Origin of the sequence: Synergistes jonesii (assembly GCF_000712295.1) — a bacterium.
Classification (GTDB): Bacteria; Synergistota; Synergistia; order Synergistales; family Synergistaceae; genus Synergistes; species Synergistes jonesii.
This window is the reverse complement of record NZ_JMKI01000053.1, coordinates 25,500-52,442: the sequence shown is the minus strand read 5'-3', so window position 1 is coordinate 52,442 and position 26,943 is coordinate 25,500. Positions and strand designations below refer to the sequence as shown.

Genomic DNA, 26,943 nt, shown 5'->3' with positions numbered 1-26,943 from the left:
CGGCGTTATTTTTCCAGCATTCACCCGACGGTTGAGAACTTCTTCCGCTATTCAGGCGTCGAAAGAAGCTCAATAAATCGAAGGAGGGAAAAATAACGATGCTCATAAGAAAAATCACTTTTCACATCATCCTCGCTGCGCTTTTATTATTCGCCGGTGCGGCCTCGGCTGCGAATTGGATAGAGTCAGCCGACATCGGCTGGTATGAGGCGAACTCAGCGGACGCTACCTTCACGATTAACACTGCCGAGGAGCTTGCAGGGCTTGCTAAGCTCGTGAACGACGGCACAGAGCAGTTTGAAGGCAAGACGGTGAAACTGGCGAGCGACATAGACCTTTCTGGCGGGACATGGACGGCCATCGGCCACCGCACCAAGACCGGCTGGCAGCTTCTGCATTGTTTTCGTGGCACTTTTGACGGTTGCGGGCATAAAGTAAGTGGACTTGGCGAAATAAAAAATCCCATTAGTGATGGCATTTCATATATTTCATATATCGGTCTTTTCGGCTATTGCGAAGCTGTCTATCCTGTCTTTAAAAACCTGCATATAGAGGGAGATATACGCCCATCCCAGGCGGACAAAGACGCCGGATCTGTTGGCTTCTACATCGGTGGACTGTTGGGTGCCACACAGGCAACCGCCAATGGGACGATCAACAAAACAATTGAAAACTGCTCCTTTAGTGGAAAAATCTCTTCCGACAGCCACGGGCATGTCGGAGGCATTTCCGGTATGAGCTGGTGTAGTTTCCTAAATTGTTATGTCTCGGCGGATATCAGCCTGTCTTATGACGCCACTGTAGGGGGCGTGGTGGGGGAAGCCGGACGCGCTGTTGAAAACTGCGGCTTTACCGGCTCGATAGTACTTACGGCTCCAGGGGACGCCTCGCTTGGCGGGACATCATATATAGGAGGTATCGCGGGATGGATACATACTGTCGGTTCGATGACAAACTGCGCGAGCTTCTGTGATATGAATATAAAGACCGCGCAAAGCGCCCAGATTGGCGGAGTCGCGGGAAATCTTTGGGCCAGCAATGCTATTGTGGCTTGTACTGGAGAAGGAAAAATAACGGCCTCCGCTGCGGAGGGCAAGAGACTCTATGTTGGCGGCGTCGTGGGCTATACCAACAACATATTATTTGAATACTGCTCCTCCGCCGTCTCTATTTCAGCGCCGTCGGCAATGATCGGCGGCCTGATCGGGCACGGAGCAAGGATATCCACCTTCACAGGATGCGAATGGCTCGGCGGCGACGGACGGGCGGAAGAAGCCGTCGGCGACATTGACGAAATAACCGACGAACAGGCTCTCAAGGTGATCGAGGCGAAAAACCTCCGTGCGGCTTCAGTGATACTGCCGCCTATTTATAAGGTTGTGGAAAACATTCCTACAACAATAAAGGCTCTTGTCTTCCCAACTAACTGCGGCGACATGGGCGAACTCGGGTTTTCCTGGGGGACCTCGGATAAATCCGCTCTTTCTGTGGCCTACTCCAGCGATACTGCTGTGATAAGGAGCGGAAAAAGCGGAACGACCGAACTTTACCTTAGCGCCTCAGGCTTTCCAGGCGGAAATTCATGGTCGCTTAAGGCGGTCGTGCTGAGTGTGCTCTCCTCGCTGCAAGAGCTGTTACTCAGCGCGGAGGAGATAATCCTCAAGAGCGCCGGTGCGAGCGAAGAGGTGGCAGCCTCCATCACTCCCGAAAGTGGTGTCTCATACCCGGAACTGAAATGGAGCTACGAAGTAATCTCCGGCGACGCGGCCACGACTGACGACCTTGAGATAACTTATATCGAATCGACGCGCCGGGTGAAGGTAACGCTCGTGAATTTCGTTGAAGGGGCACGATATAAGCTTACTGCGAAAGCCGTTGACGGAACGGGCCTATCGGCCTCTTTGACCGTCACGGCCAAGGCAGACACGGTGACTCCCGGCGGCGGAAGCTCCGGCGGCTGTTCGACGGTGGCCTGCGGCCCAATAGTGTTGCTGGCGCTGCTGCTGCCGGCGGCGTTTATGGCGGTGAGCGTCAGGCGCGGATGCCGGAAATAGGAGGAAAGCAAGATGAACGTAAGGACTCTCTTAAAAACAAAACGGGCCGTCGCGGCGCAGCTAGCGCTGCTGATACTCTTAGTCTTCGCCGCCGCCGTGTACGCCGACTCGTGGACGCCGGACACCAGGTGGTATGACGACTACAAAAACGAACGCGGCACCAAGGAAAAGCCTTTCCTCATCTCGACGCCGGAGGAGCTCGCCGGGCTTGCGAAGCTGACGAACAGGGTCGGCAACTGGTTTGACCCAAGTATCTATTTTAAGGATAAACACATCTTGCTAACGCGCAACATCGACCTCCAGGGGAAAGAGTGGGCGCCGATAGGGTGGAAGATCGACTATAAGTCAGTTCAAAGCGGGTTTAGTGTAATTCCAAATTATAAAGGTTTCGACGGCACCTTCGACGGCGGTGGCCATACCATATCCGGCCTTTCTATAGTCACCTGCGAGAATCTCTACGTGCATAACGATACGCAGAGCGAAACGGCGGGGCTCTTCGGCTATCTGGACAACGAAGGTACGGTCAAAAACCTTGTCGTCAAGGGGAGCGTCGATGCCTCCAAATGCGAAGGCGTCGGAGGCGTCGCCGGTTGGGCCGACGGCTTGATCGAAAACTGCGCCACCGATGTGGCGGTATTCGCCACCAGCTCTAAGAGGGGCTACGCCGGAGGCATCGCCGGGCTCAACGGCAACCCAAGGGGTGACGGTACCGGACCTGTGACGGATGGCATCAAGGCTATGATACGCAACTGCGTCGTCTTCGGCCCAGTAGCTTCGGTTCCGATAAGTTATGCTTACGCAGGCGGTGTAGTTGGCTTCTCATCGTGGTACCACGGCGAAGTCCGCAACTGCGTCGTAATGTCCAACTCGATAATCTCCGGCATGGACGCCGGCGGCATTTTCGGAGGCTTCAACAGCAACATCACGGCAGATTCCGTGTCGGTAGCCGCTAAGATCAGTGGCGCCGCAGGCTACACCGGCGGCGTAGTCGGCGCCTTCGGTTATGATTATCAGAACTGCTACTGGCTCAAGATGACGGACGATCAGCCGCTGAACGGCAACGCATCTATGGGGCACTACGAATACGGCAGGGTGACGGACGAAAGCAAGCTGCCGGTGGCCGCCGCGATATTCGACGCAGCCGACTTCGGCACGATCAAGCCCGGCGAAGAGCGCGAGGTACACATCATCTCCTATCCGCCGCAGGCCGACGCCTCGGGGCTCAAATATACCTGGCACGCGGACGGGGCTAAGCTCCAAATAATAAGCGGGCAGGGCTCGAAAACGATTAAGGTCAAGGCCCTCGCTACAGCGGATGATATCTCCTACGCGGCGCTCTCCGCCGATATAAAAGGCCTTCTCGGCCATACGGACACAGGTTCCGGCCAGCCGAAGGACAGATATATATCGAACTTTGAAACCTCCGTGACGCTTGAAGCGACGCTTAAAGTAGCTAAAGGCAACATCCCGGTGGAAGCCGTTATTGCCTACGGCGACAGATCTGAGCTGACGGAGGGGGAGACGCGTACCCTCGGCGTCGCCGTGCTTCCCTCCGACGCAGACGACACGAGCGTCGCCTGGAGCCTTTCCGCGCTGTCCGGCGAGGCCCTCTCCGACGACGTGCTCTTGGAGCGTAGGGAAGACGGAACTCTTCGGGTTACGCTGAGGAAGGGACACGATAAGGCCTACGGGTACACCTTCACTGTTGCGACTGCCGACGGAGGATTCAAGGATTCCATCACGCTTGAAGGTGAGCAGATCAAGGATGTGGACATCTCCGGCATCATTCCGGCCGGCAGCGTAGTCCCGACCTACGCGGAGGCGTTGAAAGTAGTGGGCGCGACCTCGGATATGCTCGTCGATATCGCCGCCGCCTGCGGCGCCGACATATCGGCGTTCAGAACCAATTCAAAGGGCGTCGCCTTCCTCAGTTCAGCGCTGCTCGGAGCCGCGGTCGACTACGCCGCCTCGCTGGACAAGGCGGAGATAACGCAGATAAAGCCGCTGCCCGTCATGCAGATGACCACACGGCAGCCGAACAAGCTCGCTGTGGCGGCTTTAGTAGTCAGCGGCGACCTGCTGATGGCCGATACGCCGCAAAAGGCGGCGCTCGTCTGCACGCGTCCGGACGGCACAGGGGAGTTCTTCGCCTACGCCGAAGATCAGGACGCCTTCGGCGACAAGCGTTTCACGTTGCAGACGATGGACGACAGGATGATGGCCCCCGAGGATGAAATCGACCCGGACGCTTCCTACAAACTGGCGCTTTACATCCAGGACAACGGTGGCTTTGACCTCAACCCGGCGGAGTGCGGCATCATCAGTTCGATCGCCGTCGTCAGGTTGGCGGAAGCCCCGCAGCCCCCAGCATCGTCTAGCGGCTCCTCCGGGGGCTGCAATGCCGCCGGGTACATGGGAATTATGCTGCTGGCGGCGATCCCCCTCGTCACACACGCGGCAAAGAGAAGGTCACGAAATAATTCTGGGGCATAGCCAGGATAGACGGCGGGATGCTCCGGCACATACGGAGCCGGGGCGTCCCAGTCACTGAAAGGCGGAAGATATGAGGATATATCTTTTTATTACAGCGCTGTGCCTCTTCCTCTGCGCGGGGGCCGCCGCTGCGGACAATGCAGTGAGCTTGCCTGAGGAGAAGGTCACCGCCGACGCAGAGCGGGAGGAGAAGCTGCTCCTCTCTCCGGGCACCGTCACCGTCATCAAGCCGCAGGAAATGAAGGGGGAACAGAAGAACCTTCCCGAACTGCTCAAACAGGTGCCGGGGCTGCACGTTATCGAAACAAAAGGGCGCGGCGCCTACACAACGGCCTCGGTGCGCGGCAGCAGCTCCTCGCAGGTAGCCGTTTATGTAGACGGAGTGCTGATGAACCTTGGCAGTGAACCGGCAGTCGACCTTTCCACTATCCCTGTGGAAAACGTCGAAAGGATAGAAGTCTACCGCGGCTATATTCCCGCCCGCTTTGGCGGGGCCTCGATGGGCGGCGTCATCAACATCGTCACGGTGAAGCCGAAGAAGGCCGGCTGCTCCGCCGCAGCCGGCGTCGGCTCCTTCGGTAGATTAACGGGCGGCCTGACATATCACTCGCCGTTGGGCGAGGGGGCTTTTATGGGCTCCGTCAATTTCGACCGCACGGACGGCGATTTTGAGTATTGGAACGACAATAACACGCCTTACACCCCCGACGACGACTATAAGGCGAAGAGGCAGAACAGCGGCTATAAAAATTCTAATCTTCTGCTAAAGTGGAACGGCGATAAGTGGAAGATAGAGGGCGGCTGGAAACGCAACGACAGAGAGCTGCCCTATTCGGCCCCAGGCGCGGACAAGTTCGACAGCGTGCCCGGCGCCGCACAGGTAACGGACCAGTGGAACGCCATCGTTATGCGACAGGACAGGCTTGGCGATCTTGACTACGGCCTGCGTCTGGAATACCTGCATCAGACGAAGGATTATGACGACCCGGAGAATAAGATCGGAGGCTGGGGCGAGCAGCACAACAGATATGAGACAAAGCGTTTCGGCGCGGCCGTCGACGGTTCGCTGCCGCTGGGCGATAGCCATTTGGTCGAGTTTCTGTGGAATTATTACAACGAAGAACTCCATACGATGGGAGATGTCGTTAAGAAATTCGGCGGGCGAGAGCGCCACACGCGCAATTCGTGGAACGGGCAGATACAGGATACTATCAGCCTCAACAAAGCCGGCGACTTATGGTTCACGCCGATCGTAAGGTGGAATGCCGCAGAAGGAGTCACGGAATTTTCCTGGGGCGCGGCGCTGACGAAAAAGTTTTACAGAGGCTGGACGCTGAAGCTGACCGGAGGTACTTATAACCGTGCGCCCAATCTTTATGAGCTTTACGGAGACGGAGCGTTCATAGTCCCCAATAGAGAGCTTGAGTGGGAGGACGGCACGCAGTATGACGCCGGCGTGAGCTGGGAAGGAGAAATATCCAAGGCGCAGGTCAGGGCCGAGCTGACTTATTTCTACCGCAAGTCAAATAATCTCATCGACTATCTGATGGTCAACCCCAGATACGCGCAGTACGTGAATATCGGAGAGGCGAAGATATCCGGCGTGGAACTGGAAGCGACGGTAAAGCGCGACAAGTGGGATATTTATCTCTCCGCGACTTGGATGAATCCTAAGAATAAGACGCCGGGATACATGTACGACGATCCGTTGCCCAACCGCCCCGAGTTTGAGGGATTGCTGCGCGTGAGCAGAAAAATTTTTAAGGACGACCGCGCGAAGCTCTTTGCCGAGCTGCACCATATAGGCAAGAACTATTACGATATGCAGGGAGAAGTTGGCTGGGACGATCTGACGACTTTGGGTCTCGGCGTGCACTGGCAGATACGCGACGGCCTCAAGCTGGTCTTCGGCGTTGACGATGTTTTCAACTCCGGCCCAGACGTGATGATTTTCGCCGTCGGCAACGGTCCGGAAAGAGTTCTCTGGTACCCGATACAGGGCAGGACATTTTACGCCGCCCTGCTTTGGACTTTCTAAAAAATTATTATAGGAGGAAGCAATATGCGCAGAAAAATCGTATTACCGCTAATCATTCTCTTACTGCTTGTCGCTTCGCTGCCGGCGCGGGCCGATCTGTTGTTTACCAGGCAGGACAACAATTATGCGAACACTGCGCTTGGCATAGTCCAGGGGGCGGAAGCTCCCGTCTCGCCGCTCATCAGCAATATGGGCGGGAATGCCGGGCAGGGCCTCTACCCATTCAGGAACGCCGACGGCAATTTCCGCATCGCTGTGACGCTCTACACCGGAAACGGCACCGACGTAATTCCCATTTATAACCCAGGAGAACAGTCACAGTGGGCGCAGCCGTCGGCCTGGAGTAAACCGCTGCGAGAGGCGACGACGACGCTGCACAATACGAGGGCGATAGCAGAGCTGGGCGGCCGCCTTTACGCCACAGCTTATGATATTCCGATCGTCAGCCGTATCACCACAGCGGACGACGTCTACAAACAGGACAAGAAGTACGAATACTTCCACAACGATTCCAAGTACGACGGTCACGGCGAGGCTCTGTGCGCCTATGACGGCAATATTTACGCGATATTTACCGGCAGCAACGACCCATGGGATACGGCTTCGGGATCATACCGGCTTAACAATCTGATAAAGCTCGACGCGGAGCTGAACGAGTTGGAGCGTGTGGAGATGAAGGGCAAAAACCTCGACGGCTTCACGCCGGGAGCCTATTCGCAGATCGACGGCAAGCTCTACGTGGCCACGCTGGGCGGCGTACAGAAGTTTGGGGATGATTGGAATCCCGAATCGTGCGTCGAGATGGCGGATCTTAGTACGATGGAGGTCAGCAGCCTCATCACCGCTGAAGAGGTGAACGCTATGGATCCAACGTTCAAGCACATGTTTGACGCGATTGTCTTAGCCGGCGACAAGGTCTACATACAGGCGGCCAAATGGACTTCGGGCGAGGATTATACGCCGGGATACAGCATCCGTCTCTACGAGACGACTCTGAAAAAACTACAGAATGGCGATATAGGCACGCTACTTAGGGATTTCAAAGGCAAATATGGCTACCGCCTGGGATTGGTCTACGACGAAGGCACGAAATATCTTTGGATTGGCGTCGGCTATAGCCTCTGGCGCTATGACGGAACGCACTGGAAGGAGTTCGGAAGTAACGACTTAGGCGGCAATATTTCCGCATATACTGCAGTGAACCCGACGGGGTCCGTTACCCCGGCGGAGCCTGACACGCCTTCAGACGGCGGCGGTGGATGCAACGGCGGAATTGGGATCGCCGCCCTTCTGGCGATACTGTCATGCTTTATAAAAAAACGCCGCACATAAATGACGTAAGGTATAAGCTCCAACTACCGATGGTGCAAATGATCGGGACAATCTTTTATAGTTTCTCCCAAAGGTCGGTTTATTTCCAACTCGGCAGATTAATGGCAAAACGCTAATCCTGTTGTATTTCCCATAATGCCGCCGGCGGGAAAACGGCAATCTAGGGTATGTGTTGCAAAGCACTGAAAACAACGCGGTGACGCGTGAAGTGTATTTTTGTCAATCATACATTGGACAATCGACCAATAGGTCGATAAAGCAGACAAAACAAACGAAAGCTTGCGCCGCCGGGCGAAGTGGAATATAATATTTTGCTGTATGTTGGAAGTAATCGAGCATTTGGAGGTGCGATAAATGAAAAAGGACATTCACCCGAAATACGAGGTCTGCAAGGTGACCTGCGCGTGCGGCAATACATTTGAGACAAAGTCGACGGTAGGCGACATCAGGGTTTCAGTATGCAGCGCCTGCCATCCTTTCTACACCGGCAAAAAAGGGCGCGTGATAGAAGCCGGACGCCTTGAGAAGTTCCGCCAGAAGTACGCCGGCGTCGACTACGGGCAGAAGGCGGCAAAAGAGAAAGCCGAATAGCCGTTATCCAAAGAGGGGACGCCGCGTGCGCCCTCTCTTTTTTCTTTTATGAGAATATTCGGTAAATTAGTTTTGCGAAAAAAGGAGCGGCGCAATGAGCTTATTTATAAAACTTATAGCGGCTACCCCTGATGCTGACAGGGTGGTCGCCGCGGCGGCGAAATTATGCTACAGCGCGTCGGGCGCTGCGGAAATTTTTGACGGGCTCGATTCCGCTAAGATTTCGTCGTTTCTGTCCAAGCTGCGCGAAGCCGGCCATTTTTCGCCCTTCGAGCATGCCTCTTTCACATTCGCGATCGAAGGCGTGAGCCGCGTCGCGACGCACCAGCTCGTGCGCCACAGGGTCGCGAGCTATTCGCAGCAGAGCCAGCGCTACGTAGGCATGAAAGGCAACGGCTGCGTGGTGCCGCCGTCCGTCTCGGCGGACGCGGAGGCGCTCAAGGTGTTCGTGGAGCAGGCCGAAGCGGCCGGGCTCGCCTATGAAAAACTGCTCTCCCTGGGAATCCCGAAGGAGGACGCGCGCTTCATACTGCCGCACGGCGGAGAGACGCGCATAGTCGTCACGATGAACGCGCGCGAGCTGCATCACTTTTTCGCGCTGAGGCTCTGTCGCCGCGCCCAGTGGGAGATACAGGAGATGGCGCGCGGGATGCTGCGCGAGGCGCGCGCGGCCGCGCCCGTCATATTCGGCACGGCCGGCCCCGCCTGCGTCGCGGGCGCCTGCGGCGAGGCGCATCCCTGCGGCAAGCCTTACAGCGGCATGGAGGAGCTGCTTTCTTGATCGCGGCGTTCGCGCTTCTCAACATGATGCTTTTCGCCGACGGCGAAGCAAAGAGGAGGATTCCTGTCGGCGGGCAGGCTGTGATAGAGGGCGTGCTGATGAGAGGCTCCGAGAATTGGGGGCTCGCGGTGCGCGACCCGAAGGGCAAGGTAGTCCTACAGTCGTGGCCGGCCTCGAAATGGCTTAAGGCCGCTCCGTGGAAATATCCCGTGGTCCGCGGCTTCGCTACGATGGTGGAGATGATGCGCGTAGGTATGAAGGCGCTTTCCATCTCGGCGGACATCAGCCTTGGAGAAGAGGAGAAAATATCGCCGCTGGAGGGCGCGCTGTCGATAGGGGCGGCGCTGCTCGGAGTCGTCGTTCTTTTTATCGCGCTGCCGATGCTGCTGTCGGAGTACCTTGCGGCGCATTTCGCGCTTTCGCGCTTCGCGGCGAACATGATCGAGGGCGTGGCGCGCGGCGCCGTCTTCGTCGCCTACGTCGCGCTCATATCTTTGTGGAAGGACATCGCGCGCGTATTCGAGTACCACGGCGCGGAGCATAAGACGATAAACGCCTTCGAACACGGCGAACGGCTGGAACCGGAGCGCGTCGCGGAGTATTCGCGGATACACCGCCGCTGCGGCACGTCCTTCCTCATCGTCGTGATCGTCGTCGGCATTTTAGTCTTCGCATCGATAGGAAAGGGCGGCGTGCTGTGGCGCGTCGGAAGCCGCGTCGCGCTGCTGCCGCTCGTCATAGGGCTCTCTTATGAGTTCATACGCGGCGCGGCTGAGTCGGAGAGCTGGGGCAGATATTTGATAATGCCGGCCCTTCTGCTTCAATATATAACGACGCGCACGCCCTCCCGCGATCAGCTGGAGGTGGCGATAGCCGCGCTGGGCGAGGCGCTTCGCCCGATAGAAAAAGATACTGCGTCAGGTGGTGCAAAGGATGGAACTGATAGACAAGCTGAAGGAAATTGAAGCGAGCTATAAGGAGCTTGAAGAAAAAATGGCCGACCCGGCGGTCGCGAACGACCCGCAGGAGATGCAGCGGCTCGGCAGGAAGCACGTCGAGCTCGCGCCGATAGTCGACGCCTTTTCGCGCTACGAGGCGGCGCTAAAGGGCATAGCGGACGCTAAGGAGATGATCGCCGTAGAGGACGAAGAGATGAAGGAACTCGCCGAGGAGGAGCTTTCGAAGCTTGAGGAGGACATACCGAAGCTCGAGCACGAGATCCGCGTGCTTCTTCTGCCGAAGGATATCAACGACGAGAAGAGCGTCATAATCGAAATTCGCGGCGGAGCGGGCGGCGAAGAGGCCGCGCTCTTTTCCGCGGACCTTTTCAGGATGTACACGCGCTTCGCCGAGCGCCAGCGCTGGAAGACCGAAATAATTTCCGGCAACGAGACGGGCATCGGCGGGTATAAGGAAATAGTCTTCCGCGTCGACGGGAGCGGCGCGTTCAGTATGCTCAAATACGAAAGCGGCGTCCACCGCGTGCAGCGTGTGCCGGAGACCGAGGCGAGCGGACGCATCCACACCTCTACGGCGACGGTCGCGGTCCTTCCCGAAGCCGCCGAAGTGGATGTGGAGATTCGCACCGAGGATCTGAAGATCGACACGTACCGCGCCAGCGGCGCCGGAGGCCAGCATGTCAACATGACCGACTCGGCGGTGCGCATCACGCACATTCCCTCGGGAATCGTCGTGACATGCCAGGACGAGCGCTCACAGATAAAGAACCGCGCAAAGGCGATGCAGTTCCTCCGCACGAAGCTTTACGACGCCGAGCTACAGCGCCAGAACGCGGAGATGGCGGCCGAGCGCAAGGGGCAGATCGGCACTGGCGACCGTGCCGAGCGCATACGCACCTACAACTATCCGCAGAACCGCGTGTCGGATCACAGGATAAACCTGACGCTTTACAAGCTCGACCAGATTCTGGACGGCGACCTCTACGAGCTCATCAGGATGCTCTCCGAGGCCGACCAAGCCGAGAAGCTGAAGCTCCTTTCCGTGTGAGATGAAGCTTCAGCGGCTGCGCCGCGAACTGCGCTCTATTTTACGCGAAGCGCAGAGCGCGAGGCCCGAGTATTCGGCCGATTTGATAATCTCGCTCCGCGCGGGCATAAGCCGCGCCGAGCTCATCTATAAGGACGACGAAATTCCCGCGCACGTCTGCCGCGGGATTTTTTCTGCCGCCGCTAAGCGCGCCAAGGGCGTTCCCCTTGCCTACGTGCTGCACGAAGCGGAATTTTACGGCTATCCCTTCAAGGTGGGGCGCGGCGTTTTGATTCCGCGTCCGGAGAGCGAACTCCTCGTAGAAGAGGCGCTGAAATATTTTCCCAAGGGACGCGCTGCGCGCTTTGCGGATTGGTGCACCGGCAGCGGCTGCATAGCCTGCGCTCTGCTTCTGGAAAATCCGTCGCTTTCCTGCGTAGCGGTGGACAAGAGCCCTCAGGCGCTGCGCTGGGCGAGGATGAATGCAAAGAGGCTGAAGCTCGAAGCGCGCGTCGAGTTCCTGCTGAACGGGGAGCCGCGGCTCGCGCCCGTCGAAGAGGAGAGTCTCGATTTCATTACCGCGAACCCTCCGTATATTCCCAGCGAAGAGATAGCCGGGCTGATGCCCGAGGTGCGCGATTACGAGCCGCACTCCGCGCTTGACGGCGGCCGCGGCGGCACCTTTCTGTATAAAAAATTCTTCGCGGCTTTTCCGCGTTTCCTCAAAAGCGGCGGGATGATTCTTTGCGAATGCGCCGGCGGCCGCCAGGCCGAGGAGCTGTGTGAGCTCTCCGGCGACAGCTTTGTTCTTGTGAATAAAGTTTTGGATTACAACGCGATAATTCGCCACATAATATGGCGCAAACGCTAAAATTTTATATAATTTGATTATAAGAGACCTGACACGTCACCTTCTCTGCAGAAAGGATGTTTTTGATGGAGAAAAGAGAACTCGTAATAATCGGAGCAGGACCCGCTGGTCTTGCCGCAGCCGTTTACGGACGCCGCGCCGGGCTCGACACCCTTATTCTTGAGAAGGGCATAGCCGGCGGACAGATCAATATAACGGACGAAATCGAAAACTGGCCCGGCACGATCCATTCGACCGGCTCGGAGCTCGGCGAAGCATTCCGCAAGCACGCGGAGCACTTCAAGGCGGAGTTCCGTTCCTGCACGGTGAACAAGATCGAGCTGAGAAGCGGAAGCAAGATCGTCGTTACCGATCAGGGCGAAATCGAGGCCGAAGCCGTCATCTTAGCGACCGGCGCGAGCTTCAGGAAGCTCGGCTGCCCCGGCGAAGCCGAGTTCACAGGCGCCGGCGTCAGCTACTGCGCGGTATGCGACGCGGCCTTCTTCGAAGGCGAGACGATCGCGGTAGTAGGCGGCGGCAACGTCGCGGTCGAAGAGGCCGGCTATCTTACGAAATTTGCCGATAAGGTCTACGTCATCCACCGCCGCGACGAGTGGAGGGCGGACCGCTTCGCGACGGAGCAGGCCCTCGCCAACCCGAAGATCGTGCCGATCTGGAACAGCGTCGTACAGTCTATAGAGGGCGAAGGCGTCGTTGAAAAGCTCGTCCTGAGGAACGTCAAGAGCGGAGATATTTCCGATCTGCCAGTGGCGGGCTGCTTCGTCTTCGTAGGCACGGAGCCGAACGTCTCTTACCTCAAGCCCGACAATTCGCTCGTCGAACAGGCGAAGGGCGGCTGGATAGTGACGAACGACAGGATGGAGACTAACGTCGAAGGCATCTTCGCGGCGGGCGACATACGCGACAAATATCTGCGCCAGGTCGTGACTGCGGCCGGCGACGGGGCCGTAGCGGCGATGGCGGCATACGCGTACATATCCGGGCAGCTTCACCTGCGCTCCGTCCTCATCGAGCCCGAAGAGGTGATAGCGCTCTTCACCTCGAGCATCGAGCAACGGCAGATCGACCTTCAGGTGCAGGCCGAGAAATTCGCGAAGGAGAGCGGCAAAAAGATCGCCTTCATCGACGGCTACAGGAACGGCAAGATGGCGGAGAAACTCGGCATAGCGAAGCTGCCGGCGCTCATCGAGATGAAGAAGGGCGCGATGGCGCGCTGCGAAGAGCCGAAGACGATAGAGGACGTAAAGAAGTTCGTCGGCTGATAAAAATTCGAGAGGCTGAGACTCGGCGGGAGGGCGCGTATCGCGTCCTCCTCTTTTTTTGCGCAAGGGGGCCGCCGCGGCCGGAGGTCGAAGAATTCGATTCGCCGAAGCCCGCGGGCAAAATAAGCGCCGTTTTTTCGTTATAATAATAGGAGCGTGCTTCGCGGGATTTTTTCGGAAAGGGGTCGAGTCGCTTGAGCAAAAAACTTTTTGCAGCGTACGCGCTGTTCGCCGCGCTGTTTTTCTGCGCCGCGTGCGCATACGCCGCCGCCTCTCCCGAGCCGAGCGAAAAAACGATCAAGCGCGAGCTTAAGATCGGGCGCAAAGGTTCGCAGGAGGTCGAAAAGCAGTATCCGCGGGTGCTCGACCCCTCCACTGAGGCGAAGCTCGCGATGATCGCCGCAAAGCTGACGCCGCACCTCCAGCGCGACCTCGAATACAGCGTCAGAATCATCGAGATGAAACAGCCGAACGCCTTTTCGCTGCCGGGCGGCATCACCTACTTCACTACGGGGATGCTCGACTTCCTGAAGAGCGAGGACGAGATAGCCGCCGTCATGTGCCACGAATTCATCCACGCGGACCGCGCGCACGGGATAGTCCAGGCGAAGCGCAACAACGCGCTCAGCCTGCTCACGATAGCGGGGCTCATCGCCGCTGCGCAGGCTGGCGGAAAGAGCGGCGCGGGAATCGCTGCGATGTCCAGCGGACTTCAGACCGCGCTGATGAACAGCTACAGCATCGACCTCGAAAAGGAGGCCGACGCTATGGGCATAGACGTTCTGCGCAAGGCCGGCTACAATCCGGCCGCGATGCTCACGATGATGGAGCGCATGAAGCTCGAGAAGCTGAAGCGCGCGCAGTATCAGCTGGGAATCTACCAGACGCATCCCGAAGAGGACGAGCGCGTGGAGGCCGCGATGAAGTATCTGCGCGACAACGGGATAGAGATAGAAAGAAAGGACGTCGTGTGCTCTCTGAAGGTCACGCTGGAGGAAGACTCAGGCTCCGTCCGCCTGCTCGTCGACGGTGAGCCGATATTGGAGGCGCCCGCAGGCGGCGAAGCGAAAAGACTTTTCAGCGAGCTCGCGGAGCGCCTCGACGGCGCGCTGGAGCTGGAGCTCGCCCCCTACGACGTCAAGGTAGCCGCGGCGGAAGGCGGAAGCGTTCTGATGATAAGGCGCGAGAAAATTTTATCCGAGCGCGATCTGCTGCCCGGCATGCCGGCGCTTTCCGAGCTCCGCGACAGGATAAACGACGCCCTCAACAGGGCGCGGCGCGGAAATATGGTCACCGACTATTTCCAGTGAGCCGCGTTCGTTCGTAAATCGATTTAGGAGGGGTAACATGTATATTTCACTATACCGCAGGTACAGGCCCCAGACATTCTCCGATATGGTAGGGCAGAGCGCCGCTGTGGGCGTTCTGATGGAGTCTCTTCGCGAGGGGGCGCTTGGGCACGCCTATCTTTTTTCCGGCCCGCGCGGATGCGGCAAGACATCAGCGGCGCGCCTCGTGGCGAAATCCCTCGACTGCCTGAACAGGAGGGACGGCTGCGAGCCGTGCGGCGAATGCGCGAACTGCCGCGCGATAGCCGCCGGCGAGCATCTCGACGTGATAGAGATCGACGGCGCGTCGAACAGAGGCATAGGCGAGATACGCGACCTCAAGAGCCACGTCAGCCTGAAGCCGCTGTCGGCCTCCTATAAAGTCTACATAATAGACGAAGTCCACATGCTGACCGACGCGGCCTTCAACGCGCTGCTGAAGACGCTTGAAGAGCCGCCGGCGAACGTCGTCTTCCTGCTCGCGACTACGGAGCCCCACAAGGTGCCGGTCACGATCCGCTCGCGCTGCCAGCATATACCGTTCCACAGAATTACTACAGCGGATACGGTCGCGCGCCTCAAATACGTATGCGAAAAAGAAAATATCGAAGCGGATGAGGAGGCGGTCTGGGAAATAGCCCGCCAGGCGGACGGAGCGCTCCGCGACGCGCTCTCCCTCACAGAGCAGGCCGTGGCGCTCGGCCGCGGCAGACTGTCGCTCGACGCGATACGCGAGCTGACGGGCGGCAGCAGCCGCTCGGAGCTCGAGCGCTGGACCGTCTCCCTCCGCACAGACCCGCAGAGCGCCGCGTCGGCGCTTCATTCGATAATGGCGCGCGGAATCTCGCCCGAAAGGCTCTGCGAGTCGCTTTTCGTGCTCTTCCGCGACCTGTGGCTTTATTCTCTTTGGCAGGAGAGGGCGCTCGAAGCGCTGGAAACCTCCGTTGAAGAGCGCGACTTTCTGGCGTCGGAGGCGAAGGAGTGGGAGGTGGAGAAGCTGCAGGCCGCCTGCATGGTGCTGTCGCGCCTCATGCCGAAGATGCGCTACGGGATGAAGGGCGACATATTCAGCGGCCTCGTCTTCATGGAGCTGCGGAACATCATGAGCGGAAGCGAGGCGCAGCCGGCTCCGGCTCAGGGAATCGCTCAGCCGCGGAAGGCGGAGGGGGCGCAGTACGCGCGCCCGACTTCCGCGCCCAAGACGCAGCTCACGGCTCCCTTCGCCGGCCTTCCCGCGCCTTCGACAGGCGAGAAAGCTTCGTCCTTAGACGCCGCGGCTCTCTGCGCCAGGCTGGGCGACGGCGATTTTTCGCGCCTCGTCGGGAACCTTTCTTCCGATCGGCTTCCCGTCGCGTCGGCGCTTTTGAACGCGGAAATTTACAGCGCGGACGGCGGGCTGGAAATAAGCTTTGAGCGCCCCTGCCCTTCGCAGAACTTCCTTTCGATGGAGCGCAACAGAAAAAACGCGCTGCGTGCCGCGGCCAGGACGTGGGGTATAGATATTCCCGAAGTCCAGGAGGCCGAGCCGGAGCCGCAGATGCAAGAAGCCGGCGCTCCAGTGACGGCGCAGGAGGAAAAAGCGGCCGATAAGCCGGCGCAGCGTCAGAACGTGCAGCAGGAGAGGCAGGGGAGCGCGCTTTTGGACGCCGACCCAGGCATCTCGCGCATGCTGCGGCGCGCGGGCGCCGAAGTGCTGTACGTCGAGAAGGGCGACAGCGGTTTGGAAGGTTTGTCGGAAAACTTATAGAGAAAGAGAGGAAAATAATGAACGCCACACGATATATGGAAGCAGAAGCCGCGCGCCGCGCGGGCGGACGGAGGAGAGGCCATGGGCTCGCCGGATAAGCCGTTCGTGCATCTCCACGTGCATACCGAATACAGCCTGCTCGACGGCGCGAACAGATGCGCCGACCTGGCGAAGGCCGCGAAAGATATGGGTATGGATTCCGTGGCCATCACCGACCACGGTGTGATGTTCGGCTGCTATGAATTCTATACGAAGTGCAACGACGCCGGCGTGAAGCCGATACTCGGCTGCGAGGTCTACGTCGACCCGAACGGCCACACCTGCCGCGAGGGTAAGGGGCAGAACCATCTCATCCTGCTTGCGGAAAGCGAAGAAGGCTACTATAATCTGACGAAGCTCGTCTCGATAGCTAACACCGACGGCTTTTACTATAGGCCGCGCATCGACCACGAACTGCTCGCGCGCTACAGCAAGGGGCTGATATGCTCTTCCGCGTGCATCGGCGGCGAGGTGCCGCAGTTCATAATCCGCGGCGATATAGAGGGCGCCTATAGGTGCGCCGAGCTTTACCGCGACATCATGGGGGCGGGCAACTACTTCCTTGAGGTGCAGTCGAACAGCGTGCCTGAGCAGGCGATAGTGAACAAGGCTCTCGTCGAGATGTCGAAGAAGCTTGAAATACCTCTCATCGCGACGAACGACTCGCATTATCTTAGGCGCGAAGACGCGGAGTGGCACGACGTGCTGCTGTGCGTGCAGACGGGGAGCGTCGTGACGGACGAGAAGCGCTACCGCTTCACGGGCGACGACTACTACTTCCGCTCGCCGGAGGAGATGTGGGCGATTTTCGGCGACGATCTGCCCGAGTCTCTGACTAACACGCAGATAATAGCGGACCGCTGCAACGTTAAATTGAATACGGGGCATTACTACCTGCCCGAGTTTCCGCTGCCCGAGGGCGAAACGCTCTCAACCCATCTGCGCAAAATGGCGGAGCGGGGGCTGCGCGACAGGCTGAAGAGCGAAAATCCTCCGCAGGATTACATAGAGCGCCTCGAATACGAGCTCGGGGTCATCGAGCAGATGGACTTCCCCGGCTACTTCTGTATCGTTTCCGACATAATAGTCGCGGCGAAGAAAAGAAACATCCCGATAGGTCCGGGGCGCGGCTCGGCCGCTGGCTCTTTAGTCGCTTACTCGCTGGGTATAACGGATCTCGACCCGATAAAGTACGATCTGCTCTTCGAACGCTTTTTAAACCCCGAGCGCATAAGCATGCCGGATATCGACACCGACGTCTCCGACAAGGGGCGCGAAGAGCTGATAGCTTACATCGTCGAAAAGTACGGCATCGACCACGTATCCCAGATAGTGACGTTCGGGCGTATGCTCGGGCGCGGCGCGATAAAGGACGTCGGACGCGCCATGAACATCCCGATAGCGGAGGTCAACTCGATCACAAGATTGATTCCTGTAAATTACCCTCTCCAGCACAAGCATATAACCGACGCCCTCGTCGAGGTGCCCGAGTTCAAAGAGATGTACGACGGCAAGCCGGAGGTGAAGAAGCTGGTCGATACGGCGATACATATCGAAGGGCTCGCACGGCACTGCTCGCAGCACGCCGCCGGCGTCGTCATAACGCCTAAGCCGACGAGCGACATGGTGCCGGTGCGAAAGTTCGGCGAAGGGCAGGTCGCCACTCAGTATTCGATGGAGCCGTGCGAAAAGCTCGGGCTGGTAAAAATGGATTTCTTAGGGCTGCGCACGCTCTCGGTGCTCGACGGGGCGGTTAAGAACATCGAGGCGAACGGCAAGGGGAAGATCGATCTGAATGAGATACCCGACGACGACAAGAAGACCTATGAAATGCTTCAGCGCGGCGACACGCTCGGCGTCTTCCAGCTTGAATCTTTGGGCATGACGGCGCTCGTCCGCCGTCTGCGCCCCGACTGCTTCGACGATATAATCGCGCTCGTGGCGCTTTACCGCCCCGGCCCCCTTGACAGCGGCATGGCCGACACCTACGTCAGATGCAAGCACGGCGAGGAGCAGGTGCACTATCTGCACCCGAAGCTCGAACCGTACATGAAGGACACCTACGGCGTCATACTCTATCAGGAACAGGTCATGCAGAGCGCGCAGGCGCTTGCCGGCTATACGCTCGGCGAAGCGGACCTTCTGCGCCGCGCGATGGGCAAGAAGAAGAAGGACGTCATGGCGAAGGAGCGTGTGAAGTTCATCGAAGGCGCGCGGAAGAACGGCGTCGACGCGGCGAACGCGGGCGATATATTCGACATTATCGAAAAGTTTGCCGGCTACGGCTTCAACAAATCGCACAGCGCGGCCTACGGCCTGATAGCGTACTGGACCGCGTGGCTTAAAGCGCACTACGGCGCGGAATATCTCGCCTCCTACCTTTCGAGCCTCGTGGGCTCGAAGATGGAAACCCTCGGGCAGTATATCCGCAGCGTCCGCGACGAGGGCTTCAAGGTCCTGCCGCCCGACATAAACGAATCGCGAGAGGAATTCACCGTCGTAGGCGAGGTCATAAGGCTGGGGCTCTCCGCCGTCGCCAAGGTCGGCGACGCCGCCGTAGCGAGCATAATAGAGAGCCGCGATAAAGACGGCAGATATACCTCCTTTTGGGATTTCCTGACGAGGGTCGACATGAGGCAGGTCAACAAGGGGGTCGTAGAGAATCTGATAAAATCAGGAGCCTTCGACAGCCTTGAGCCCAACCGCGCGATGCTGTTGGGAGCGATGCCGCAGTTCATGGAGCAGGCCGCGAAGCAGGCTCAGCATACGAACCAGGCTTCGCTCTTCGGTGACGACGAAGCGTCGATGATACCTGAAATGCATGAGCTTCCCGACTTCAGCGAGCATCAGAAGCTCGGCATGGAGAAGGAGAGCATGGGGCTCTACATCTCGGGGCATCCGTTCGACCACTACGAGGAAGAGGTCAGGCCCTATATCACATGTCCGATAGGCGACCTCGGCAGTTGGCAGTCCCCGAGCCCCGCCGTTACCGCGGGGCTGCTGTCGAGCGTTACGGAAAAATACAGCAAGTCCTCCGGCAACCCTTATGGGACCGCGGTCTTCGAGGACAACCGAAGCACGCTCGACGTGATGATATTCAACAGCCGCTGGGCCCAGTTCAAGCCGATACTCCAGCCGGGGCAGCTCTATTTCATAAAAGGCAGGCCGCGCGAAGACCGCGGAATATCGATAATGGCCGACGACATATTCACGGAGGAGGAGTACAGGGAGAAGCTCGAGAGGCGCGTTATAATCACCGTAGAGTCGGAGACGTCGGAAAGTTTCTACGACGGCATGTTCAGGATCATTATGAAGCATCCGGGGAAAAGCGAGATAATACTGAAGGTGCGCGCCGGCGGCCTTACGAACGATTATATCGTCTCGCTGATCAAAAGGGTAAAGACGGAGGCTACAGAAGAGCTGAAGAAAGAGCTTTCTGAGTACTCCCACGACCATATAAGCTGTATCTGATACGGGAAAGATAAGAAAAGAGGAGAAAAGAAATGACAGAAAACACGGCTGCCGCGGGAGAATATATAGTAGTCAAGGCTCTCGAAAACGGCGTAACCGTAACCGGCGTGACGCGCGGCGCGGAAAACAAATTTCTGCACACCGAGAAGCTTGAAGAGGGCGAGGTTTGGCTCGCGCAGTTCACCGAACATATATCCGCGATGAAGATCCGCGGGCGCGCGAAGCTGCTCACGTCGCACGGGGAGATCGAGAGCGGCAAGGCTTAAGGGCGGTCGAGTGGGAAGAGTTGCAGGTGCCTGGCGCCGCCTTTTTGAGAGGCGTGCCTGGTGATGGCGCTTATAGGGACTCATATTTCGGCGGCCGGCGGCGTGTGCCGAGCCTTCGCCAGGGCCGACGCGCTCGGCTGCGAAGCGATGCAGATATTCACCCGCAACCAGCTGCAGTGGCAGAGCAAGCCCGTCTCCCTCGAAGAGGCGCGAGGCTTTTACGACGCGTGGCGGAGCTCCGGCGTTAAAAGCGTTGTCTCGCACGCGTCGTATCTGATAAACGTCGCTTCCTCCGACGCGGAAACGCTGGAAAAGAGCAGAAGGGCGCTCCGCGCGGAGACGGAGCGCTGCCATCAGCTGGGGATAAGCGATATCGTCCTCCATCCGGGCTTCGCGAAGGAGGGCGGCGAGAAAAGGGCGCTGGAAATCGCGGCGGAGTCGTTGCGGCTGCTCTTCGAGGAGACGCAGGGGTACAGGGTGCGCGTCCTGCTTGAAACGATGGCCGGCCAGGGCTCCGTCCTCGGTGGTGATTTGTCACATTTTTCCGTTATCGGCGATCTGCTGAGATGGCCTCCGCGCCTCGCCTTCTGCGTCGACAGCTGCCATGTCTTCGCGGCAGGCTACGACCTTCGCTCTGCCGATGCCTACGAGCGCTTCATATCGCTGATAGATAAGCATTGCGGGATCGACAACGTCTTCTGCTGGCATATCAACGACTGTAAAAGCGCGAAGGGCTCGCGCCTCGACCGCCACGCGCACCTCGGCGAAGGACAGATAGGCACGCTGCCTTTTTCGCTTCTAATGAACGACGAACGCTTTAAGAACGTGCCGGCCATCCTGGAAACGCCGAAGGACGGCGTAGGCGACGAGGGCAATCTGGCGTTTCTGCGAAAGGTAAGAGGGCAGTAAAAGGCAAAATATGCGAATAAGTTGTTGATATTCGATTGGCATTTGTAAAGTTTCGAGCCGTTTTTTGAGCTATAATTTTTTAGAGCTGTAGTAAGGGGTGTGTTCGGTGGCTTTTTTCGACTTGCGCTGGCAGGACTTTATCGACATTCTGATAGTCTCCTTCCTGATATACCGCGTGCTGCTGCTGCTGGTCGGCACGCGCGCGATGCAGCTGATTCGCGGCGTGCTGACGATAGCCTTCATAGGGATGATAGCCAACATCCTCGAGCTGCGCAGCCTCTCGTGGATAATCGGAAAGATGCTCGGCGCGTTCATCATAGTCATCCCCGTGCTTTTCCAGCCGGAGATGCGCCACATGCTGGAAGAGCTCGGAAAGGGACACCTCTGGAAAATGGCTAAGGACGAAAAGGATATAGACGCGAGGGCCGAGCAGCTTACAAAGGCGCTGATCTACTGCCGCTCGCAGCGCATCGGCGCCCTCTGCGTCCTCGAGCGCGACACGAGCCTCAAGGAAGTCTGGCGCACCGCGGTCATGCTGAAGGCCGACATCACCGAGGAGCTTCTGATATCGATCTTCTGGCCCGGCACGCCTCTGCACGACGGCGCGGTCGTGCTCGACCGCAGCAGCATAGTTGCGGCCGGCTGCTACCTTCCATTGACGGAGAAGACCGACATCTCGAGATGGTACGGTACGCGCCACCGTGCGGCGCTCGGAGTGACGGAAATGTCCGATTCGATAGCTCTGACCGTCTCAGAGGAGCGCGGAGAGATAACGGCCGCCGTAGGCGGGCATTTTTCCAAGCCTCTCGACGAAGAGCAGCTGAGAAAGATATGCAACCATTATTTCAGCTTCGAAAGCAGGGAGACGAACTTTATGGAGCGGCTGCGCGAAGAAATACAGCAGCAGTGGTCAGGGGGCGTTAAAAATGCCGAATGAAAAGAAGACGCTGGAAAGACTTATCATAGGCACGCTCAACGCCGTCGACAGAAAGCTCTCGTCGTTGAGCGGCAGGCTGAACTATAAAGGAGAATCGATTCTCCAGTCGAAGGGCTTTTTCATATGCGTCTCCGTGTTTATTTCAGTGGCGCTCTGGGCCTTCGTAGCGCTCGACAGCGACTCGGAATCGGCGCGCACTCTGAGCGTCGAGATTAATTACGCGAACCTCCCTGCCGGCTTTTCTCTCTACGCGCCGACGAATAAGATAGAACTCAAAATATCCGGCAAGATAAACATGCTGTCGGGCGTAAGACCGTCGGACCTTATCGCCGAAGTCGACCTTGCGAATCTGCAGGCCGGAAAGTATACTCTTCCGATAAACCTTGACGTTCCCTCCTTCGCGCGCGTGATAAGCCTAAAGCCGGCGGTTGCCGAGGTCGAGGTCTACCGCCACGTCGAACGCACGGTGGAAATAAAGGCGAGAGCTGAAGGCGCTCCGCCAGAGGGCATGATTTTATCCTCGATCACGCTCGACCCCGCAAGCGCGGTGATCAGCGGACCGGAGAACGAAGTCCTCGCGGTGCAGGGGCTCGAAGCGGTCGTAGCGCTCGACAAGCTCGACGAGGGCGGCAAGGCGCGCGTCAGCGTCGCGTTGAAGGCTCAGGCGAACGTCAAGCAGCCCTTCCTCACGACTCCGACGGGCAAGCTTACGATAACGCCGAAAGAGACGAACGCGACGGCGGCGTTTGAAAACGAGATAGTCGGCGAACGGATTCCTGTGAAGGTCTCAGTCGTCGGTTCGCCGCAGGAGGATCTGCAAGTCGAGTCTATCAAGGTCATACCGGAGAGCGTTTCGATTCGAGGCAGAAGCGAAGCGGTCAAAAGGATGCAGTCACTCGTCCTTCCTCCCGTCGATATAACGGGGCTGGACCAGAACATCCAGATCATGATACCGATGAGGCCGGAGCAGCTTGAGGAGGGCGTGGAGATTTCCGGTCCTGACCGCGCGAGGGTCGAGATCCGCCTGTCCAAGAAGATGGGCGTAAAGACCTTCACGAACGTCCCTCTGCTCGTCGAAGGGTCCGAGTCTGGAAAGGAGTGGAAGCTTTCGCCTCAATCCGTCAGCTTGACGGTGGAGGGGACGCAGACGGCTATCGATTCTCTGACGGACGGCGCTCCCTGCGAGCTGTACGTGGACGTTTCGAACATCGTATCGCAGCAGACGGAGCTCCCCGTGCTCGTCAAAAACCTGAAACGGGATTTTCAGATCGTTCAGACCGAACCTGAGCAGGTGCGCGTCACCGCCGTGGACGGCAAATGATTTTCTGGCTTCATGTGAATTTTGAGAGGGGTCAGCGTAAAAATGCAGGATAAGAAAAGACAATTCTTCGGGACCGACGGAGTGCGCGACGTTGCAAACAGCGGGATGATGCGCCCCGAAGCGGCTATGAGGCTGGGCGCGGCTTACACGGTATTTTTGAGGAAGCGCGGCGCAGGTACACCTAAGATCGCAGTGGGACGCGACACCAGGCGCTCCGGCGAGATGCTCCAGTCCGCGCTGATGGCGGGTATCACGTCGGCCGGCGGCTCGGCGTCGGACCTCGGCGTCATCCCGACCCCCGGCGTCAGCAGCGTAGCCGCCCACAACGACTTCGACGGCGGCGCGGTGATAAGCGCGTCGCACAATCCTCCGGAATACAACGGCATAAAATTTCTCGACAAGGACGGCTTCAAGCTCACGGACGACGACGAGGCCGATATAGAAGAAATATTCCTCGACGAAAAGAAGCGCGCCTTCGCGGCGCCGGTAAACATCGGAGGCGTCAGCGACGGCTCGCGCTTCCGCGAAGAGTACGCGAAGCGTTTGAAAAAAATAATAGAGGAGATAAAAGATTATTCCTGCCCGATAGTTATAGACGCGGCGAACGGCGCCGCGTCGGCGTTCGTCGAGCCGCTCTTCTCAGACTGGCGCGGCAGGGTCACCTTCATCGCCAATAAGCCGAATGGCGTGAACATAAATGAAAACGTCGGCGTGACGCACATCAATACGCTCGCGTCGGAGGTAGTAAAGAACAAAGCGGAGCTCGGCATCGCGTACGACGGCGACACGGACCGCGTGCTGCTCTGCGACAGCAGTGGGCGTGTGCTCGACGGCGACATAATGCTGTGGGTGATAGGGCGCTGGCTCGCTAAGCGCGACAGGCTCGGCGCCGGCGTCGCCGCGACCGTGATGTCGAATATGGCGCTCGAAGAGCTCCTCGCGAAGGAGGGTATAAAAGTTTTCCGCTGCCCGGTCGGCGACAGATACGTGCTCGACACGATGCGTAAAGAGGGGGCGCGAATCGGAGGCGAACAGTCCGGCCACATTATAGCGCTCGAATACGCGAACACCGGCGATGGGCTCTGCGCAGGAGTCCTCTTCCTGAAGGGGGTCGCGGAGCTCGGCGAAGAGATTTCGACGCTCAGCGACCGCTTCGAGCGCTATCCGCAGCTGTTGCGCAACATGCGCGTCGACGGCAAAGAAAAGATAATGAAGAGCGAAAAAGTCGCGTCGGCCGCCGCCGAAGCGGAGAAACTCCTCGGCGGCAGGGGGCGCATGCTTCTGCGTCCGTCGGGGACGGAGCCCCTTATCAGAATATTCGTCGAATCGCGCGACGAAAAGCTTATGAACGAAGCCGCCGGCATCATGGAGGACGCGATCAGAAAGGAAATAGAATGCCATGTCTGAGGTCCGCTACAAGCCGGTAAAGAAAGCGGTATTCCCCGTGGCCGGGCTGGGGACGAGATTCCTCCCCGCGACTAAGGATGTGCCGAAGGAAATGATGACGCTAATCGACAGGCCGCTCATACACCACGGGGTCGACGAGGCGGTCGCCTCCGGCTGCACGCAGATAATGTTCGTCACCGGGCAGGGCAAGGAAAGCATACGCCGCTACTTCGAGCCGTCGGAGGAGCTGGTCGCTGCCCTGCGCGAGCGCGGCAAGGAGGACCTCGCGGAAAAGGTCGACGGCATACATAAGCTCGCGGAATTCCATTACGCCTATCAGCAGAAGCCCCTCGGCCTCGGCCATGCGGTGCTCTGCGCGGAAGAATTCTGCAAAGGCGAATTTTTCGGGCTGATCCTGCCCGACGACGTGATGGCGGCGAAGCCTACCGTGCTGCGCCAGCTTGAAGCGGTCGCGGAAAAATATGATTCCTCCGTGCTCTGCGTGGAAAAGGTCGCGGAAAGCGAAGTATCGCGCTACGGCATAGTCGCCGCCGAAGAGGTCGAAGAGGGGGTCTACCGCGTCAAGGGGCTCGTCGAAAAGCCGCGCCCGGCGGACGCGCCGTCGAATCTCGCAATAATGGGGCGCTACCTTCTCTCGCCGTCGATATTCGGCTGCCTTAAAAGAATAAAGCGTGGCGCCGGCGGAGAATATCAGCTCACAGACGCGCTCTCGCTGCTGCTCGAAGAAGAGCCGCTCTACGCCCTCCTCTACAACGGCAGCCGCCTCGACTGCGGCGTCAAAGAGGGTTGGATAAAGGCGACGGTCGTAAAGGCGCTCGAAGACCCCAAGCTGAGAAAAATAGTAATAAAAGCCGTTAAGGAAAGCGGAGCGCTCCTCTAATAGGCGGCGCCGCGCGTCACGCGCGGACGAACGACACATAGACAACGAATAAATCGAAGGCGCCGCGCGAACGCGGCGCCTCGTCTTCTATTCGCCCGGCCTAATTTATTTTTTGAATCTCCTCAGTGAAGGGATAATATATCCTGAGCTCCGTTATATCCTTGAGGGCGTCGTCGCCGCGTCCCGCAGCTTCCTTCATGCGCCGCCATTTCCCGTTGCCGTAGCGCGCGAGGACGAGCGACTTTCTGCCGTAGGTCGACCAGACGTCCCAGAGCCTTTCGCCGGACGCCGGACCGGAGACGAGTCCGTTTTTGAAGAGCGGAGCGCTCCCTCCCATCATCGACCTTCCGTCCGCCGCGCCGACGACGAGCCACTGCGTCATCGTCCAGACGTTCTGCATCTCCTTCGACTTAAGGGCGTGATCCCACGGGATTATCTGAAAGCCTCCGACCGCTCCGCGCGGGGACGTCGAGACGTCGATGACGCCGCAGTGGTTCGCACGTATCGCGCCGGCTCGCTGAAATAGCGTCCCCTCGAAGCGCCCCGTGCCGCCGAGCGGCCTTATCACGCGCGCGAGCAGCTCGCAGCCGCCGCGCCTCCAAGCGACGACGCGACCGCCCGGCCTGTTTTCGATGTCGATCATGTAGGGCGTTCCGCCGAATTCGTCGGCTGTGATCAAAAGCGCGTCGCCGGGCTTCGGAAGGTTGTCGGCGGCCAGGGGCGCGGCCGTTTTATCAGGCTTTTCGACGAGCACCAGGGCGCCGACTGGAGGCGCCCACGCGCCGAATAGGCTCTCTCCCGCTTTAGGCGAGATTATGACGGAGGCTCCCGCCCCCGCCGCCGGCGCTATCGTCTCCTGCGGTATCACGCTCATCGTGCGCCCCTTGCCGCCTTCCACTGAGACGAGCATATGTATCGCGTTGACCGCCGACGCGCATACAGTCCCGGGAAGGCCCCAGGCGCTCGCAGTGTAGCTCGGCCAGCGCGTCGCCGTCGGGAGCGCGTTGACGCGCCCGACTTCGCGTTCCGCGCCGTCCGGCGTCGTGACGACGACCGCCGCTCCCTTTTCCAGCGGTATCTTTATCTCGAACAATTTTTTCTCCTCCGCTTCGCCCCGCGCCTGAGAGAAAACGACTGCCGCGCAGAACGCCGCGACAAAAAATGTTTTTCTGAAATTCATTGAGACCACCTCTTGAATTTATATATCACCAAAGCGCGCCGTTATCAAGA

At 58.5% G+C, this 26,943-nt stretch carries 20 protein-coding genes; 19 read left to right on the top strand and 1 reads right to left on the bottom strand.

Translation table 11 applies throughout. The annotated features are described in order from the left end of the window. The first annotated feature begins 98 nt into the window (after window positions 1–98). From EH55_RS12280 to EH55_RS12190, 19 genes are all read left to right on the top strand, one after another. On the top strand, window positions 99–2,054 hold the full coding sequence (locus EH55_RS12280) for a hypothetical protein (protein ID WP_037978350.1): 1,956 nt from the start codon (window positions 99–101) through the stop codon (window positions 2,052–2,054). A gap of 12 nt (window positions 2,055–2,066) precedes the next feature. Then, on the top strand, window positions 2,067–4,547 hold the full coding sequence (locus EH55_RS12275) for an Ig-like domain-containing protein (RefSeq protein WP_037978347.1): 2,481 nt from the start codon (window positions 2,067–2,069) through the stop codon (window positions 4,545–4,547). A 70-nt stretch (window positions 4,548–4,617) separates the two neighbouring features. Continuing rightward, window positions 4,618–6,585, top strand: a complete 1,968-nt coding sequence (locus EH55_RS12270; protein ID WP_037978341.1) for a TonB-dependent receptor plug domain-containing protein — start codon at window positions 4,618–4,620, stop codon at window positions 6,583–6,585. Between the two features lie 24 nt (window positions 6,586–6,609). After that, the gene (locus EH55_RS12265) at window positions 6,610–7,917 is read left to right on the top strand and encodes a hypothetical protein (protein WP_037978339.1); all 1,308 of its coding nucleotides are present in this window, start codon (window positions 6,610–6,612) and stop codon (window positions 7,915–7,917) included. A gap of 354 nt (window positions 7,918–8,271) precedes the next feature. After that, window positions 8,272–8,508: a 50S ribosomal protein L31 gene (gene rpmE / locus EH55_RS12260; RefSeq protein WP_037978334.1), complete on the top strand. Its 237-nt coding sequence runs from the start codon at window positions 8,272–8,274 to the stop codon at window positions 8,506–8,508. A 94-nt stretch (window positions 8,509–8,602) separates the two neighbouring features. Further along, window positions 8,603–9,289 (top strand): FAD-dependent thymidylate synthase, encoded by a 687-nt coding sequence (gene thyX / locus EH55_RS12255; RefSeq protein WP_037978331.1) that lies wholly within the window; start codon window positions 8,603–8,605, stop codon window positions 9,287–9,289. Further along, window positions 9,286–10,254, top strand: a complete 969-nt coding sequence (locus EH55_RS12250) for a DUF1385 domain-containing protein (protein ID WP_236617134.1) — start codon at window positions 9,286–9,288, stop codon at window positions 10,252–10,254. The genes thyX and EH55_RS12250 overlap by 4 nt, the downstream gene beginning before the upstream one ends. Next, the gene (gene prfA, locus EH55_RS12245) at window positions 10,223–11,296 is read left to right on the top strand and encodes a peptide chain release factor 1 (protein ID WP_037978329.1); all 1,074 of its coding nucleotides are present in this window, start codon (window positions 10,223–10,225) and stop codon (window positions 11,294–11,296) included. The genes EH55_RS12250 and prfA overlap by 32 nt, the downstream gene beginning before the upstream one ends. Before the next feature lies 1 nt (window position 11,297). Next, window positions 11,298–12,146: a peptide chain release factor N(5)-glutamine methyltransferase gene (gene prmC / locus EH55_RS12240; protein WP_051682894.1), complete on the top strand. Its 849-nt coding sequence runs from the start codon at window positions 11,298–11,300 to the stop codon at window positions 12,144–12,146. 65 nt (window positions 12,147–12,211) lie between these two features. Next, window positions 12,212–13,408: a thioredoxin-disulfide reductase gene (trxB, locus tag EH55_RS12235; RefSeq protein ID WP_037978327.1), complete on the top strand. Its 1,197-nt coding sequence runs from the start codon at window positions 12,212–12,214 to the stop codon at window positions 13,406–13,408. Between the two features lie 194 nt (window positions 13,409–13,602). Beyond that, complete coding sequence (locus tag EH55_RS12230; RefSeq protein ID WP_051682893.1) at window positions 13,603–14,718, top strand: M48 family metallopeptidase; 1,116 nt, start codon at window positions 13,603–13,605, stop codon at window positions 14,716–14,718. Window positions 14,719–14,755: 37 nt separating this feature from the next. Continuing rightward, complete coding sequence (gene dnaX, locus EH55_RS12225) at window positions 14,756–16,483, top strand: DNA polymerase III subunit gamma/tau (protein WP_051682892.1); 1,728 nt, start codon at window positions 14,756–14,758, stop codon at window positions 16,481–16,483. A gap of 81 nt (window positions 16,484–16,564) precedes the next feature. Next, window positions 16,565–19,993: a DNA polymerase III subunit alpha gene (dnaE, locus tag EH55_RS12220; protein ID WP_037978323.1), complete on the top strand. Its 3,429-nt coding sequence runs from the start codon at window positions 16,565–16,567 to the stop codon at window positions 19,991–19,993. Between the two features lie 32 nt (window positions 19,994–20,025). Beyond that, window positions 20,026–20,259, top strand: a complete 234-nt coding sequence (gene mtrB / locus EH55_RS12215) for a trp RNA-binding attenuation protein MtrB (RefSeq protein ID WP_037978319.1) — start codon at window positions 20,026–20,028, stop codon at window positions 20,257–20,259. A 63-nt stretch (window positions 20,260–20,322) separates the two neighbouring features. After that, window positions 20,323–21,168 (top strand): deoxyribonuclease IV, encoded by an 846-nt coding sequence (locus EH55_RS12210; RefSeq protein WP_037978317.1) that lies wholly within the window; start codon window positions 20,323–20,325, stop codon window positions 21,166–21,168. Between the two features lie 106 nt (window positions 21,169–21,274). Further along, complete coding sequence (gene cdaA / locus EH55_RS12205; RefSeq protein WP_037978316.1) at window positions 21,275–22,105, top strand: diadenylate cyclase CdaA; 831 nt, start codon at window positions 21,275–21,277, stop codon at window positions 22,103–22,105. Then, complete coding sequence (locus EH55_RS12200; protein WP_037978314.1) at window positions 22,095–23,426, top strand: CdaR family protein; 1,332 nt, start codon at window positions 22,095–22,097, stop codon at window positions 23,424–23,426. The genes cdaA and EH55_RS12200 overlap by 11 nt, the downstream gene beginning before the upstream one ends. Before the next feature lie 42 nt (window positions 23,427–23,468). Beyond that, entirely contained in the window at window positions 23,469–24,833 is a 1,365-nt protein-coding gene (gene glmM, locus EH55_RS12195) for a phosphoglucosamine mutase (protein ID WP_037977628.1), read from the top strand. Further along, on the top strand, window positions 24,826–25,713 hold the full coding sequence (locus EH55_RS12190) for a UTP--glucose-1-phosphate uridylyltransferase (RefSeq protein ID WP_037978312.1): 888 nt from the start codon (window positions 24,826–24,828) through the stop codon (window positions 25,711–25,713). The genes glmM and EH55_RS12190 overlap by 8 nt, the downstream gene beginning before the upstream one ends. A 100-nt stretch (window positions 25,714–25,813) precedes the next feature. On the opposite strand, the gene EH55_RS12185 is transcribed toward EH55_RS12190, so the two are convergent. Further along, window positions 25,814–26,893 carry a hypothetical protein gene (locus EH55_RS12185; protein WP_037978309.1) on the bottom strand — a complete coding sequence of 360 codons (1,080 nt, stop codon included), beginning with the start codon at window positions 26,891–26,893 and terminating at the stop codon, window positions 25,814–25,816. Window positions 26,894–26,943 lie beyond the last annotated feature (50 nt).